This window comes from Pseudoalteromonas sp. P1-9 (genome assembly GCF_001399975.1).
GTDB lineage: Bacteria > Pseudomonadota > Gammaproteobacteria > Enterobacterales > Alteromonadaceae > Pseudoalteromonas.
This window is the reverse complement of record NZ_LKBD01000021.1, coordinates 1-15,973: the sequence shown is the minus strand read 5'-3', so window position 1 is coordinate 15,973 and position 15,973 is coordinate 1. Positions and strand designations below refer to the sequence as shown.

Sequence of the window (15,973 nt, the reverse complement as noted above, 5' to 3'; positions counted from 1 at the left end):
AGAATAGGGATCACAATCGATCCCCATTTGATTTAATAGACATCTATTTTGAATTGTCTAACAACTTAGCGTGAATAAACTGTTTTTCCTCGACTAATTGTTTGTTCAACGTATAAATCTTTTAATGTTTCAGGTGCTACTTTAAGCGGGTTTTTATTCAAAATAATCAAATCAGCTTGTTTACCGACTTTTAAACTACCTTTACTATTCTCTTCAAAGTGTTGATAAGCAGGCCAAAGGGTCATTGATTTTAAGCCTGTGTAGGCATCTACTCGCTGATCTGGGCCAAGTACTTTGTTTGTGCGTGTAGTGCGATTTACTGTAGCGTCAAGTACTCTAAAAGAGTTTGGTAATGCGACAGGCGCATCGTGATGGCTACTGAAAATCATTCCTGCATCAAGTATGGCTTTGGTCGGAGAGATAAAATCAGCTCGCGGTTCACCTAACACCGAGTCGCGATGCCAATCGCCCCAATAAAAGGTATGCATTGGGAAAAGCGCCGGGAAAACACCTGCATCTTTTAATCGTGCAATTTGATCTTGGCGAATGGTTTGGCCATGAATAAGCACTGGGCGTCTATCTTTCTTGCCAAGTGTTGTATTCGCCTTTTCTACCGCTGTGATAAATTGCTCAATTGCCGCATCACCATTGGCATGGGTCAATACTTGCCAATCGTTTTTAAATGCGGTCTCAACATAGTTATAGGCGACTTCATCTTTAAATGTTGGGTAGCCTGCGTAGGCTTTATTCTGGCCATGTGGCGGATGAAAATAGGGCTGTGTTAGCCAAGCAGTTTTGCCCTGTGGTGAGCCATCAAAATTGAGTTTTACCCCACCAATACGGAATTGATTCGTGTACGTTGGCGCATTATAAAGCGAATTCATAAAGTCTCTGCTCGAAACCATGTCAGCGTACGCAACGACATCAATTAGCAACTGCCCTTTTGTTGATGCGCGTTTGAGCGCTTCATATCCATCGGTAGTAGCACGGCCCTCTTGCGCTGTAGTGTAGCCAAATTTCGCATACATTTTTTGTGATGCTGCCAACATTTTATCTTGTAAGTTTTGGTCAATTAATTTGGTTAATGCAAAGAGCACGGCAAAGTGCGCATTTTCTTCAAGCACGCCATTCGGCTCTTGACTGCCTTCAACACGGCGAATAACGCCACCCTCAGGGTTGGGTGAATCTGCGTTAATTCCGCTTAGTTCGAGTGCTTTACTATTTGCCACACTTAAATGACCAGAGGTATGAATAATAACTACTGGCTTTTCATTACTTACTTTGTCTAAATCTTCTTTGGTTGGGTAACGATCAAGCTGCGCATCATCATAGCCAAAGCCTAAAATCCACCCTGTTTTGTCGATAAACTCTGCGTTATCAGGGGTGTCAGCTGATGCTTTTAATATTTGAATAATGCTATCTACTGTACTGGCTTTTCCATCAGGCGGCGGTAAAACATTAGCAACGACTGCTTGCAAGCCAACACCATAAACATGGCTGTGTGGGTCAACAAATCCTGGTAGCAACGCCTTGCCTTTTAAATCAGTCAGCGTTGTTTTACCAAATTTATGCGCCATGGCACTTTTTTTATCGCCGACAAAAATGATTTTTTCGCCAAGGGTTGCGATTGCTTCTGCGTATTCAGGTTCATCACCTTCCATAGTTAATATGTCACCACCAAAGTAAATTCTGTCGGCCGCTGTTACTGCAAGCGGTTTTGACACAGCCTCACTTTGTGTGGGTTTTTCTGAAAAACAGCCAGTTAGTGTAAGCCCAACAGCGCTTGCTATCACCCAATGCCATTTCATAACGTACTCTCCTTTACTAAAGTTTGTGAACTCGCTTTATCGATAGCACTCACTAAAACCAGTAAACCGCATCTCATTAAAAAAGGGAACAAATTATTTAAGCGATTGTTATTTCAGATCAAAGATTAGGGTGTGTCGTTCCCTCAAGTTAACTTTTTTTGTAATAATTCGACAAACTTTCTGACTTTGGGCGATAAATGCTTACGACTTGGGTAGACCGCATACACATGGACTTCAGTCGTTGGAAAATCGGCAAACAGCACTTCAATATCGTCATTCTGCAACACCTCAGTTAAGAAAAATTCAGGCAGGCGCACTATGCCATGCCCATCTAACGCCATTGCCAATTCCATATGGCCATTATTACTTCGAATACGTTCTTTCACTGATACCGTAAACGCACTGCCATTTTTATCAATAAAGTCCCATTTATCGGCCTTTTTTAAGTTGCTGTAACAAATGCAGTGATGATTAGACAGCTCACGCGGGTGATGCGGTTTACCATAACGTTCAATGTATTTTTTACTGATCACCGTATACGTTGGAACACTAGTAAGCCGTTTACAAATTAAGGTGGAATCATCCAGTGCGGGCGTGGCACGAATAGCTAGGTCGTAGCCTTCGTTGATTAAATCGACTTTCTCATCACTGATATTCCATACTAAACTGACGTTGGGATACAGCGACAAATACTCTGACAATGCTGGCTGCAACAGCCCCTTGCTTAAACCAAGCGGACAACTCACTTTTAAACTGCCTTTGGGTTTTTCATCACTTGGCGAGATCGATTGCAGTGCCTGCTCAGTGTCATTCACCAGCTGCTCGCAGTGATTAAAAAACACTTGCCCCTCAGGCGTAAGTGAAATAGAGCGTGTGGTTCGATTTAATAGGCGCACGCCTACTCGCTCTTCTAACTTACTGATTACTTTACTAACATGCGAGTTTGAGTGATTCATCGCCTCAGCAGCCGCAGCAAAACCACCCAGTTTTACCACTTGTACAAAAATGGGAATACCATCAAATATATTATTAGCCATATGGAAACAGTATTTTAATTTTATAAGTATTAATATCGTAAAGGAATTAATATAACCTTATATTCAACAAGTCAAGGTAACTACTTAATTAGAATTCGTGTCGGAGAGCATTATGAAATTATTAGCATTCGCAGCAACAAACAATAGCCAGTCAATTAACAAGCAACTAGTACAATACGCATCATCATTAGTAGATGCAGAAGTTGAGGTTTTAGATTTAAACGACTTTGAAATGCCAATTTACAGTCAAGACCGTGAACAACAAGGTGGCATCCCAGAGCAAGCACAAACCTTTTACAAAAAAATCGGTGATGCAGATGCGGTTGTAATTTCGTTTGCGGAGCATAACGGCTCTTACACAGCGGCTTATAAAAACCTATTCGATTGGACATCTCGCATTAATATGAAAGTGTACCAAGATAAGCCTGTGGTATTAATGGCATCATCACCGGGTCCAGGTGGTGCACAAAGTGTATTAGGCGCAGCAACAGGCTCAGCAGGTTTCTTTGCGATGGACGTTAAAGGCAGTTTTTCACTACCAAGCTTTTTCGACAACTTTGATGTAGAAAAAGGTCAAATTACCAACAGTGAACTCGCCGATAAATTATCTACCATTATGGCGCAGCTTGGTTAATTAAAACGTAACACTTACGTTTTATTGTGAGGTTAAAACACCCTCCCCTTCAACAGGTGCATTGCACCTGTTTTTTTATGGTTAGCGTTTGATAATTAACAGTACTTTTTAAAGCACTCACCCAAACTTGACGTTACTTTTAAAACCACGCTTTTAGCTTGCCTGCCATTTTTTTACTACAAAATAGTAAAAACCATTTGCATCTTTCAGTTTAAAAAACTATTTTGTAGTAAATTAAGCCTTGATAGTGTCCATAGGTGGTTTGTGGGTAAAAGTGATAAATTTTTAGGTGAGTTTGAGCAAATGGTTTTACTCGCCTTATTACAACTAAAAGAAAACGCTTATGGCGCGGCTATTCGTCAACTTTTAGACCAACAAATTAAACGCACTGTTGCTCTGGGTGCACTTTACGCCACCCTTGAACGGCTAGAGAAAAAGGGCCTAGTGTCATCAAAACTAGGAGAAGCAACACCTGAGCGCGGCGGTCGCCCGAAGCGTTTTTTTAAAGTAACTAATGATGGATTAAAAGCGTTACAGCGGGCAAAAGATGCCATGGATACCCTTTGGCAACACGTGCCAAATCAGCCTTTTGAAGTATAAACGGTGAACACCATGGCTAAAAACAATGTAAATCCACCTAAGCTCGCTGCTTGGCTAATTGCGCGCTTTACACCAAAACACCATCAAAATGCCCTTTTAGGCGACTTGTGCGAAGAGTATTTTCTACTTAAAACGCAAAACCCATCAATTGCAAATTGCTGGTTTTGGCATCAAACCTATCTTTCCGGTCAAACGGCATTTCATCGCCTTCTTACTAATGCGAATGTTATTAAAGGCGTTATTTTTAGTATCGGACTTAGCATTTTTACAATTATCGCCCTCTTGGTAATGTGGTTAAGTAGCATGGATAATGTCGATGGCTTTAGTGACGGTTTTTGGCACTCACTGTTAAATGGCAATATACACCTCGCCTTGCTCGAAGGGGCATTTTGGGCAGGCGCACCCGAATATGTGATGAAAAGTGTCGATGATGGCATTTTGTCGTTTATAAAACTGTTTATTGATGTTCCCGCTGTGATGATGGCGACGGCATCCCTCTTTGCAATGCGTTATTTAAGTAACACCGCATCAATGAGACTACTTTGCATCGCGTCTTTATTAATGGTGTGTGCGCCCTACTTGTACGGTTTGTATTTACTTAGCAATCACGATTACGCGGCAACGCAAACTGGCCCAGTACTCGCTTGTATGTTGCTCAATGTGTTCTATTTAGTACTGCCAAGCTGTTATTTTATTGCGAAACGCTTACGCGTCGAACGCAGCAAAGTGTGGCAATCCAACAGTTAAATAACGCAAGAAGTATCGCAATGGAAAACCACGAATTTGTAGATGAAAAAGCCAAAGGTGCGCCAAATTGGATGACGACATTTGCTGATTTAATGTCGCTCCTGATGTGCTTTTTTGTGTTGCTGTTATCTTATTCAGTGATGGATGTCGAAAAGTTTAAACACATTGCAGGCTCAATGAAAAAAGCCTTTGGTGTGCAATCAGAAGTAATGTTAGAGGATATACCTAAAGGCACGTCGATTATCGCTACCGAGTTTTCGCCTGGAAAACCAGAACCCACGCCAATACAGTCTGTGCAACAGCTTACAACTGAAACTGAACAACGTGACTTACAAACGCAAAAAGCTGAAAGTGATGCAGCTAAAATCAATCTAAAGCTAAAAGAAACCTTAGAGCACTTACTTAAAAGCGAAATTGACAACGAACTAATTGAACTTGAAATGCTCGGGCAACAACTGATTATTCGATTAAACGAACGCGGCAGTTTTCCGTCTGGTTCAAGCTTTTTGCAACCGCGATTCAAACCCGTTTTAACGACTATAGCCGAGCAACTTGCGCGTATTCCGGGGCAAATTTCCGTTTCTGGCCACAGTGATGACTTGCACGTAAGTAATGAACTGCATGCCAATAATTGGGAATTATCATCAAAGCGAGCGAATGCCGTGCTACAAACGTTATTAAGCGCAAACCAGCTTGAAAGCAATCGCTTACATATAGCGGCTTATGCAGATACTAAGCCTTTGCTGCCCAACACATCGCAGCAAAACAGAGCTAAAAATCGCCGCGTTGAAATTGCAATTTCACAAGGCAACGCGGTCGAACTTCAACCTTCTCACTCTTTTTAGGAAAATCCATGGATTCAGCAAGTGGCTTTGGCCTTTCAATCATCATTTTAGCATTGATTTTTGGCATTTTTGCCAGCGGTGCAGCACCGGAAGCTTACGCGAATTTATCCTCTATTTGCATTGTGCTAGGAGGCACCTTAGGTGCCGTAATGCTAAGTTATCGCTTATCTAAATTTATCGCTGCTATAAAACACATTAAATGGGTATTTTCTAAAACCACGCCCGATCTCTTTAACACCATGGATGAACTCGTTGAACTAGCTGAAATTGCACGTAAAAGTGGCTTTTTAGGGTTAGAAGAAAAACAGATAAACGACCCGTTTATGGCTAAAGCAATTAACTTATTGGTCGATGGTCATAACCCTGAAGCCATTGAATTTACAATGAATCGCGATATTTTGCATACTCGCCAAAATAATAACGATGCCATAAAAGTAATGAACAGTTTTACCGAACTTGCACCTGCTATGGGCATGATAGGGACATTAATTGGCTTAGTGGCAATGCTAATTGCAATGGACGACCCAAAAACCATCGGGCCGCAAATGTCAGTCGCGTTGTTAACAACCCTTTATGGCGCACTAATTGCCAATGGCATTACAGGACCTTTTGCCAACAAACTTGGCGAGCGCGCAGAAGAGATAAAGCATCATATGTGCTTAGTACGCGATGGTGTAATGCATATTGCCAAAGGGGATAACCCAAAAACCATGATGAATTTACTAGCTGGCTACTTAGGTGAAGATCTAACATCTAATGCACACTTTGTTGATGAAAAAACTAGCGCCAGCCAATAATCATTTTGTTATAGTAAATCGCTGATAACAAAACCAGTTATAGGTTGGCCAACAATGATTTTAGGCTTAAATCATATCACTATTGCGGTGAGCGATTTAGCTCGCTCCCTTGAATTTTACATCGATGTACTCGGTTTCAAAGGGCATGTGAAATGGCAACACGGCGCATACTTATCTGTAGGCGATTTATGGTTTTGCTTAAGTGTTGATACACCCTCAACCCGAACTGACTATTCGCACATTGCATTTGATATTGCTAAAGCGGACTTTGATAAGTTTAAAACGCGAATAGCGGAGCACAATATTCCCCTTTGGAAGAATAATAAAAGCGAAGGCGACTCGCTTTACTTTTTAGACCCCGATGGTCACCAATTAGAAGTGCATATCGGCTCGTTAAACACACGCCTGCAAGCACTCAAACTACGCCCTTACGATAACCTTGAATGGTTATAAACGTTCAGATTTAATGGAGTAAACAATGAAACCAATTTTATTTATTTTAACTATGCCATTTGAAGATGGACCTGGAAAAATGTGGGTATGCTCTCATTGTGCGATGATAGAGGGTGCACTACAGTTTAATCCACATTGGCAAGAACACCTAGATATTCGCCGCATTGATTTTGCTAAACCAAGACAGCAAGTGGTTGAATTACTTGGCGAAGAAAATCAGTGGTTGCCAGTACTTATTCTAGAAAACAAGCGTACCATCACCGATCCAGTAGCTATTATCAACCATCTAGCGAGCGAGTTTGGTGGCGCTGCGGCGCATCCATAAATAAGATACAAAAACGAGGCACACTTTATTTGATTTAAGTATGCCTCGTTATTTATGGAGTTAGTGTGTTATTTGTCGCTCCACACAGCAAATTCGTTGCCACAAGGATCGCTAAAGTGAAAACGTTTTCCGCCTGGAAACTCAAATGTTTCCACTACAATTTTGCCGCCAGCTGCGGTAATTTTGTCTTGGGTTTCAGCCAAATTTGCACTGTAAAACACAACTAATGCTGAGCCTTTAGCTACCGCCATAGCGTTGTCACTTAAATAAAAGCCACCATCAATACCGGCATTATTAAACGCGGTATATTCTGGCCCGTAGTCGGTAAATTCAAAGGCAAAAACCGCATTAAAAAAGGCTTTTATCCGTGATAAATCGCTGGCTGGAAACTCAAGATAATTTATTTTTTCGTGTTGCATACGGCCTCCGTGTCTTCGCTAAAAATACTAAATAACCTGAACTTGGCTTTATACGTTAACTACCAATTTGTCATAGATAGATTTATTGGTTTAAACCTTCTCACTTGATAATTTGTTATGCCAAATCCAGATCAAATTATAAAACTGCCTACCACAACGTACAGTAATAAACTGATTGCAGCAATCACCAAACAATACGGTAACTGGGTTTTCACATGCTCAATATGATCGCACCCACTGGCGATAGACGCCACTATGGTCGAATCTGAAATAGGTGAAGCGTGATCGCCAAATACCCCGCCGCCCAAAACGGCTGCTAATAAAAACGCCGGTTCAATGCCTGTTTGTAATGCAATAGGTAAGGCAATTGGAAATAAAATGGCAAAGGTTCCCCACGATGTACCCGTGGCAAATGCCATAATACCTGCAGTAATAAACAGTAACGGTGCAATCCAAAGCATTGATACTTCAGAGCTCATGAGGCCGCTAACGTAAGTGCCTGTGCCAAAGGCTTTTACCGCATCGCCAAAGGCAAACGACAACACTAACACCGCAACCGCTGGCACTAAGTTTTTAATACCTTTAAGGCTGTGCGATACCACATTTTTGATTGAAAATACTTTATCAAGTAACAACATCAAAACAAGCACCAGATAACTTGTCACCACGGCCCAAAGCACCGAGAACGAACCGCTGCCGCGGCGTAAGTCTCCGTCACCTGTGTAATAGAGTAAACCTAAGGTAATAAAAATAATGCCAAGCATCGGAATAATAAGGTATCGCGATTTGCCAATGGTATCATTTTGCTCAAACTTTGATTCGACCTTGCTGCTGGCCGCTTTTAAAGGGCCAAACACGCGCCCGCTTAACGCCGTGTAATACACCACACAAATTACAATAATTGGATAAAAGTTATAACCTATGGTACTTAGTAAAACGCCCAGTTCATCCGATAAATTATATCCATCAAGCAAGCCTAAAATATATGCGCCCCAGCCATTAATCAGCAATAAAATACTAATTGGCGAACAGGTAGAATCGAGAATAAAGGCAAGGCGCGCACGCGATAATTTATATTTATCGAAGATGTTCTGCGACGCAAGCCCAGCGGTAAACATACTTAAATTAGTATCAGTAAAAATAGACGAACCGATTAAAGTCGGAACCATCGCGGCTTTTCTATCGTTATCAACCCAATGCTTTTTATTAAGCGCATTAATAAAACCAGCCACACCACCACTGGCATTTACCAGCGCAAGCACCGCACCAATCAATAAACTAAATATAATAATGCGTTGATTATAGGTGGATGTTGCGACATCAATCACCCCTGTAGTCATCGCGCTTACACTTGTTAATGGCGCAAAATTTGATGACATAAAGTATGTAAGTACTAACCCAACTACTAAGGCTTGAATGGCACTTTTACGCCAAATGGCAACTAATATCGCCACAATCGGCGGGATAATGGTATAAATTGAATCGTTCATTATTATTCTCAGCACGCAATAAGCGGCTTATTTTGAACAGTTAAAAACATAATTGCAAAAAAATGCACTAAACCAAGGTACTGATCCAATTTTGATAGTCAGCATCTATCGGAATATGCGCTTGTTGCCAATCGTTATCGTAATAAGTGTTTAAATAACGCTCGCCACTATCACAAATCAAACTTACGATAGAGCCCGACTTCCCTGCTTGATGCATTTGTTTTGCTAGGTGTAACATGCCTACAAGATTAGTGCCTGTTGAAGGGCCAACTTTTCGACCGAGTAACTTGGTTAGCCACATCATCGCTGCAATACTTTGTCCGTCAGGCACTTTTAACATATCGTCAATCACACCAGGTACAAATGAAGGCTCTACTCGCGGGCGACCAATGCCTTCAATGCGACTACCCGTTTGATTTGTCAGCGTGTTATCACCATTTTTATAAAAGTCATAAAATACCGAGTTATCTGGGTCTACTACCAACAACTGTGTATCAACACCTTGATAGCGCACGTAACGACCAATTGTTGCCGATGTACCGCCGGTACCTGGACTCATCACTATCCAGCGTGGAATAGGGTTTGGCTCTTTAGCCATTTGTGAAAAAATACTCTCAGCAATATTATTATTACCACGCCAATCGGTTGCCCGCTCCGCATAGGTAAATTGGTCCATATAATGGCCACCAAGGTCATCTGCTAAACGTTGTGATTCGGCATAAATCTGTGTGGTATTTTCAACTAAATGGCATTTTCCACCATAAAACTCAATTTGCTTTATTTTCTCTTTCGCAGTGGTTTTTGCCATAACTGCAATAAAGGGTAAACCTAGTAATTTTGCGAAATAAGCCTCAGAAACCGCCGTTGAACCGCTTGAGGATTCAATTACCGGCGTATTTTCATTGATCCAACCATTGCTAAGCGCATACAAAAACAATGAACGTGCTAAACGATGCTTTAGTGAACCTGTTGGGTGTGTACTTTCATCTTTAAGATAAAACTCAATATTAGGAAATGCCGTTAAATTAAATGGAATTAAATGGGTATCCGCTGAGCGGGTATAATCGGCGGCAATTTTAGCAAATGCCTGTTTTGTCCAATTGTTATTCATTTTATCCCTATTCATTGTCTATTAAGATAAAAACTGTAGTCTTACCATTAGCATAGAGATTACAGTTCCTAAAATCTATGTTATCTTTCTTAAACAAAACACAACTTCGTTAGCTGGCCAAGGAGCTTGATTATGAAAAACCTACTAATCGCATGTGGCGTGTTACTGTTAGCTGCCTGTGCAAAAACCCCTGATTGGGACTATGACCGCACAGCAAATTTTGCAAACTATAAAACATTTGCCTTTGTTGATAACGCCGATCTTGCTAAAAACACCACTAATTACCAAATTAGTCCGCTAATGGAACAACGTGTGCGTGCAGCAGTTGCACGAGAATTAAAAGCGAAAGGCTTTACCCAAACAGCAACCGACTCAGCTGACGTACTGATTAACTACCACGCATCAGTTGAAAAGAAAATTAGTACCGACACCATTTCATACAATACCGGTATGGGTTACCCGTACAGCGCGCGTTGGGGTTACTGGGGCGTAGGAATGGAAACCCATACATCAACTCGCGAATATGAAGTAGGTACGCTGGTGTTAGATGTTATTGATCGCAACGAAAAAGCCCTTGTTTGGCGCGGCGCAAAAGGCGGTAAGTTAACTAAAAACCAATCGCCAGAACAGCGTACAAAAGCAGCTAACGAGCTGATTGCCGAAATTCTTTCAAACTTCCCCCCTGAATTAATGTAGGGTAAGCGGATACAAAAAAGCCATCAATGATGGCTTTTTTGTTATTAAGGGCAAGTTCAATTGGTGAAAGCGAGATTAGGTTGCCCCTTCAAGATAACTAATAATTTTCATTGCATCGTCATTGGTATCACCACACACATCATGTGTTGGCTTAAAGTCTAAACAGACTTTAGGGCGGGTTTTATCTCCAAATAATCGACATAAGTTATTGTCGTCCAGCTGCACACAACGCACACCCGCGGGTTTACCCATTGGCATACCCGGTATTGATGATGAAATACTTGGCGCAATGCAGCACGCACCACATCCTAATCGACACTCCACGTTTAAAACCCCTTTTGTTTCTCGGCTCGCATTATAAAACATTCTGTCATGGCTTGCGATAGCGTCACTTCAAGTGCCGACGGCCTGATTAAATGTAACAAAATATGTTTTTAGGTTATCTTTAGACAACATTTAGAAACCATGTATTTCATATAGTTATGAGCGTATTAAAAATCATTATCAAAAATCACACATAGTTTGTTACATCTAGCTCATCTTCGTAAACATTCTCTTCTCTATAGTAACGTCGTCATCAATAGAAAAATGTAGGAATTTACAATGGCGAGCAAATTAAAACTCACCGGGATCACCCTAGCTGTTTTGCTAGGGTCAGTTGGCGTTGCAGCAGGTTTAAGTGCAATGAAAAAGCCACCGGAAAAAAAAGAAGAAAAAGACTCAATTCCAGTTGTTGTAGTTGAAGATAACAGTGTTGAAACCATCACACTAAACGTTAACTCTTACGGGTTAGTTAATCCTAAGTATCACACCTCACTTACTGCGCAAGTAACCGGTCAAGTAACTGAAATTTCAGATGCCTTTGTTAAAGGTGGCTTTGTTCAGCAAGGCGAAGTGATTGCCCGTATCGATCCAAACGATTACGAAGCAGCGCTGACAGAAGCAGAAGCAAGTCTCGCGCAGGCGCGCGCAGCACTTGAATTAGAACGAGCACAAAAACGCGTTGCCGAATCCGAATGGGAACGTATTAAAGAAAGTGCCAAAAACGAATTTGTGCCAACCGAACTTTATCTGCGTAAACCACAACTTGCTGAAAAGGTAGCGCGCTACCGTGCGGCAGAAGCCGGTGTTAAACGTGCAAAACGCAACCTTGAGCGGACTTACATCAAAGCGCCTTACGACGCTATTATTACCGCGCGCTCAGTAGCACTTGGCTCAGTAGTAAATTCAGGTAGCCCAATTGGCGAATTAAGTAGTACTGACTTTGCCGAAGTACGCCTGCCTGTAGCGGATAAAGAATTACAGTTCTTAATGCAAGGCGGTTTAAACGCAGAAGTTGACCTTGTTACAAATTACCAAGGCAAACTGCACCATTGGCAAGCAAAAATTGTACGCAGCGAAGGCCAAGTAGATAACAAAAGCCGTATGTCTTATTTAGTAGCAGAAATTAAAGACCCGTATGGTTTAGATTCTAACAATACACCACTGCGTTATGGTTCTTATGTAAATGCAGCAATTTCAGGCTTATCAATTGAAGGCGTAAGCCGTGTTAAGTCACACCTCGTTAAAGACGGTAAAGTTGCTGTGTTAGAAGACGGTGTGCTGGCATATCGTAGTGTTGAAATACTACGTGAAGAAGGCCGTGATTTAATTGTTAAAGGCGACTTAGGCGATAATGAACAAATTATTGCGTCTAATATTAAGCGCCCTAAAGCAGGGATGAAACTTGCCAATGCGGCACTGGCAAGCGATATAAAGCCTGCAAAACCTGTTGCAGAACTTGCGATGAAAAACGAGGACTAAACCATGATTGATACAAATAAAGGTATCATTGCATGGTTTACTCGCAACCCTGTTGCTGCAAACCTGCTAATGATCATTATTTTGGTCGGTGGCTTATTTACCGCTATGACCATTCGTAAACAAATGTTCCCGCAATTTGAAAGCAGTTGGATGTCAGTTCAAGTTGCCTACCCTGGCGCTGCCGCGCAAGAGGTAGAAGAAGGCATAACCATGAAAATTGAAGAAGCATTAGAGGGTATGCAAGGCATTGAACGCCTTATCACTTACTCTAACCGTGGCTTCTCACAATCGTGGATCCGAATTGACGAAAGTTACGATGCCAAAGAAGTACTTGATGAAGTTAAGATGCAAATTGACTCCATCTCAACCTTCCCTGATGGTATGGAACGTCCTATTGTTGCAAAAGAAAAGTACCGTCAAGAAGTGATGTTTTTATCGCTACATGGTCCGCTTTCGCAACGCGAGTTAAAAGATTTAGGCTACAAAATTCATGATGAACTATTAGCATTACCGGGCATTAATATTGCCGAATACTACAGTGGCTTAAACTATGAAATTGGCATAGAAATTAGCCCTGACAAACTGCGTGAATACGGACTAACGTTTAGAGATGTTGCCAATGCAGTACGTGCATCGTCAGCTAATATGTCGGCAGGTCAAATTCGTGCTGAAAACGGCTACATTTCAATGCGTGTTGAAAACCAAGCCTATCGCGGCAAAGAGTTTGAAAAACTCCCGCTTGTTAGCTTAGCCGACGGCAGCCAGATTTTACTTGGTGACGTTGCAACAGTTAACGATGGCTTTCAAGAAGGCATTCAATTTTCTAAATTTAATGGCGACAACTCACGTACCTTCTTTATTGGTGCGTCAGAAGATCAAGACATCACTAAAGTTGCTGCAACAATTAACACCTACTTAGAAAAGAAAGCAAAAGAGCTGCCTGAAGGCGTAACGTTAGAATCATTTGTTGATATGACCTATTACCTTGAAGGTCGTTTAAACATGATGATTGAAAATATGGCATGGGGTGGCTTGTTGGTTATCCTGAGCTTAGCATTATTCCTTCGCATTAAACTGGCGTTTTGGGTAATGATGGGGTTACCTGTGTCGTTCTTAGGTGCATTGTTAGTTATGCCACTTGGCGGCCTTGATATCACCATTAATATTATGTCGCTGTTTGCCTTTATTCTGGTACTCGGCATAGTAGTGGATGACGCCATTGTCATTGGGGAATCAGCACACAGTGAAATTGAAAAACACGGCCACTCAACCGACAACGTCATTCGCGGGGTAAAACGCGTGGCAGTGCCTGCAACCTTTGGTGTACTCACCACGATTGCAGCATTCTTACCGATGATGCTAGATAGCGGCCCAGAAGCTGCGGTATCAAAATCCATTGGTGGTGTAATCATTTTATGTTTAATCTTTTCACTGATTGAATCAAAGCTGATATTGCCTGCTCACTTAGCAAAAATGAAATTAAAGCCACACAACCCTAAAAACCCATTACACCGTATGCGTGAAGGGTTAGATGGTGGTTTAAAACGCTTTATCGATAACAGCTACCGTCCAATGATTGTTAAATTTATTGAGTTCCGCTACCCGGTTATTTTCGCTTTCGTTGGCTTAATGATTATTAGTGGTGGTCTATTTGCAGGTGGCTTTGTTAAGTTTGTTGCCAATCCTAAAGTGCCGCACGATTTCGCTAATATCAACATTGAGATGGAACAAGCTACTGCCGAGCGCACAACACTTGATACGGCGTTAAAAATTGAGCAATTAATTTTGAACGAAGACAAGCTAATTGAGCAAGAGCACGGTCAGAAAATGATTGAAGCAATCTCTGTGCGATTAGAAGGCCGTACCAATGCCGAGGTCATGGCAAAACTAGTTGACCCTGAACTGCGCCCAATGGATACCTTTGAACTTGCCGATCGCTGGCGTAGCAAAATGCCTGACTTTGCCGCGGTTAAAAACCTAAATATTCGCGACAGCATTGGTGGTAACCAACGTGACGACGGCGATATTAGTTTCCGCCTTGAAGGCAAAGATATGGAAGAACTGCGTTTAGCTGCCGCTGAGTTAAAAACACATCTAAATACCATTAAAGGTGTGGGTGATGTAAATGATTCAATGCAAACAGCGACCGATGAAGTGCAGTTTGAACTAAAACCAGTTGCCTACAGCTTAGGCTTAACCTTAGCGGATGTTGCATCGCAAGTAAGCTTTAGTTTTTACGGCTTAGAAGCACAACGTATTTTACGTGACGGCGAAGAAGTTCGCGTAATGATCCGCTACCCAGAGCAAGAACGTAACGCAATCAGCCGTATTCACGATGTACGCATTATCACGCCGCAAGGTGCTGAGGTACTGCTATCAGAAGTGGCTGAAGTAAAACTGGTTGAAGGTGTAAGCCGTATTCGCCGTGAAAATGCGCGCCGTACAATTAATGTATGGGCCAGCATTGATGCAGAGCAGGTTGAACCCTTTAAAGTCGCAGAAGATATTCGTGAAGAGTACATCCCAACATTACTTGAGAAGTTCCCAGGTATTAGCACCAACTTAACGGGTCGCGTGCAAGAAGAAATGGACTCAATGATGGAGCAAATTAAGAACTTCATTATTTCATTAATGGTAATTTACAGCCTACTGGCTATTCCACTGCGCTCTTACTCGCAACCGCTGTTAATTATGTCGGTTATTCCATTTGGCATCATTGGCGCAATGTTCGGCCATATGGTACTTGGCATGACCATGAGTGCCCTGTCGATGTTCGGTATTATTGCCGCAGCAGGTGTGGTAGTAAATGACTCGCTGGTTATGGTGGACTTTGTTAACAACGCTCGTAAGCAAGGTGTTGCCATTAAAGATGCGGTGGTTGACGCTGGTTGTAAACGCTTCCGCGCTATCTTACTGACTTCAGCAACGACATTTATCGGTCTTATTCCAATTTTGAGTGAAACCAGCTTACAGGCACAACTTGTGGTGCCAATGGCTGTATCACTCGCATTTGGTGTGTTATTCGCAACGGTGATCACCCTGGTGCTGATCCCATGCCAATACGTTGCACTTGAAGATATAAAAGGTCTTTTTAGACGAGACAAAGAGAAAAAGGACATTTCTCAATCAGACATTGATGACGACGCTACTGTAAAAATCTGATTACTTGTCTAACCTACCAAAGCCCACACTCTGTTGTGGGCTTTTT

16 protein-coding genes are annotated in these 15,973 nt (G+C 41.8%); 10 read left to right on the top strand and 6 right to left on the bottom strand.

Going from position 1 to position 15,973, the window contains the following annotated elements; genetic code table 11:
* Positions 1-65: 65 nt before the first annotated feature.
* Positions 66-1,808 carry an amidohydrolase gene (locus AN214_RS13375; protein ID WP_054980171.1) on the bottom strand — a complete coding sequence of 581 codons (1,743 nt, stop codon included), beginning with the start codon at positions 1,806-1,808 and terminating at the stop codon, positions 66-68.
* 143 nt (positions 1,809-1,951) lie between these two features.
* Positions 1,952-2,845, bottom strand: coding sequence for a LysR family transcriptional regulator (locus tag AN214_RS13370; RefSeq protein ID WP_054980170.1), 894 nt, complete (start codon positions 2,843-2,845; stop codon positions 1,952-1,954).
* 112 nt (positions 2,846-2,957) lie between these two features.
* Between AN214_RS13370 and AN214_RS13365 the strand changes: the two genes are divergently transcribed.
* The 7 genes from AN214_RS13365 (at position 2,958) to AN214_RS13335 (ending at position 7,246) form a co-directional block, all read left to right on the top strand.
* Positions 2,958-3,479 (top strand): NADPH-dependent FMN reductase, encoded by a 522-nt coding sequence (locus AN214_RS13365; RefSeq protein WP_054980169.1) that lies wholly within the window; start codon positions 2,958-2,960, stop codon positions 3,477-3,479.
* 264 nt (positions 3,480-3,743) lie between these two features.
* Positions 3,744-4,079 (top strand): PadR family transcriptional regulator, encoded by a 336-nt coding sequence (locus AN214_RS13360; protein ID WP_010558865.1) that lies wholly within the window; start codon positions 3,744-3,746, stop codon positions 4,077-4,079.
* 12 nt (positions 4,080-4,091) lie between these two features.
* On the top strand, positions 4,092-4,826 hold the full coding sequence (locus tag AN214_RS13355) for a hypothetical protein (protein ID WP_054980168.1): 735 nt from the start codon (positions 4,092-4,094) through the stop codon (positions 4,824-4,826).
* Positions 4,827-4,846: 20 nt separating this feature from the next.
* A complete protein-coding gene (locus tag AN214_RS13350) occupies positions 4,847-5,671 on the top strand; it encodes a flagellar motor protein MotB (RefSeq protein ID WP_054980216.1) in 825 nt (274 codons plus the stop codon).
* Between the two features lie 8 nt (positions 5,672-5,679).
* A complete protein-coding gene (locus AN214_RS13345; protein ID WP_054980167.1) occupies positions 5,680-6,468 on the top strand; it encodes a motility protein A in 789 nt (262 codons plus the stop codon).
* Positions 6,469-6,522: 54 nt separating this feature from the next.
* Complete coding sequence (gene fos / locus AN214_RS13340) at positions 6,523-6,921, top strand: fosfomycin resistance glutathione transferase (RefSeq protein WP_054980166.1); 399 nt, start codon at positions 6,523-6,525, stop codon at positions 6,919-6,921.
* A 25-nt stretch (positions 6,922-6,946) separates the two neighbouring features.
* A complete protein-coding gene (locus AN214_RS13335) occupies positions 6,947-7,246 on the top strand; it encodes a DUF3088 family protein (RefSeq protein ID WP_054980165.1) in 300 nt (99 codons plus the stop codon).
* 68 nt (positions 7,247-7,314) lie between these two features.
* On the opposite strand, the gene AN214_RS13330 is transcribed toward AN214_RS13335, so the two are convergent.
* The 3 genes from AN214_RS13330 to AN214_RS13320 all read right to left on the bottom strand — a co-directional run bounded on the left by AN214_RS13330 (position 7,315) and on the right by AN214_RS13320 (position 10,266).
* Positions 7,315-7,665 (bottom strand): VOC family protein, encoded by a 351-nt coding sequence (locus AN214_RS13330; protein ID WP_054980164.1) that lies wholly within the window; start codon positions 7,663-7,665, stop codon positions 7,315-7,317.
* 131 nt (positions 7,666-7,796) lie between these two features.
* Complete coding sequence (locus AN214_RS13325; protein ID WP_054980163.1) at positions 7,797-9,155, bottom strand: Na+/H+ antiporter NhaC family protein; 1,359 nt, start codon at positions 9,153-9,155, stop codon at positions 7,797-7,799.
* Positions 9,156-9,222: 67 nt separating this feature from the next.
* Positions 9,223-10,266, bottom strand: a complete 1,044-nt coding sequence (locus tag AN214_RS13320) for a PLP-dependent cysteine synthase family protein (RefSeq protein WP_152960768.1) — start codon at positions 10,264-10,266, stop codon at positions 9,223-9,225.
* A gap of 132 nt (positions 10,267-10,398) precedes the next feature.
* On the opposite strand from AN214_RS13320, the gene AN214_RS13315 reads away from it, so the two are divergent.
* Positions 10,399-10,962 (top strand): DUF4136 domain-containing protein, encoded by a 564-nt coding sequence (locus AN214_RS13315; protein ID WP_054980161.1) that lies wholly within the window; start codon positions 10,399-10,401, stop codon positions 10,960-10,962.
* 75 nt (positions 10,963-11,037) lie between these two features.
* Here AN214_RS13315 and AN214_RS13310 read toward each other — a convergent pair whose 3' ends face one another.
* A complete protein-coding gene (locus AN214_RS13310; protein ID WP_200911133.1) occupies positions 11,038-11,328 on the bottom strand; it encodes a YkgJ family cysteine cluster protein in 291 nt (96 codons plus the stop codon).
* Between the two features lie 237 nt (positions 11,329-11,565).
* Here AN214_RS13310 and AN214_RS13305 point away from each other — a divergent pair, with 237 nt between their 5' ends.
* Together AN214_RS13305 and AN214_RS13300 are read left to right on the top strand one after the other, a co-directional pair.
* The gene (locus AN214_RS13305; RefSeq protein WP_054980160.1) at positions 11,566-12,765 is read left to right on the top strand and encodes an efflux RND transporter periplasmic adaptor subunit; all 1,200 of its coding nucleotides are present in this window, start codon (positions 11,566-11,568) and stop codon (positions 12,763-12,765) included.
* Between the two features lie 3 nt (positions 12,766-12,768).
* Positions 12,769-15,927 (top strand): efflux RND transporter permease subunit, encoded by a 3,159-nt coding sequence (locus AN214_RS13300; RefSeq protein WP_054980159.1) that lies wholly within the window; start codon positions 12,769-12,771, stop codon positions 15,925-15,927.
* Positions 15,928-15,973 lie beyond the last annotated feature (46 nt).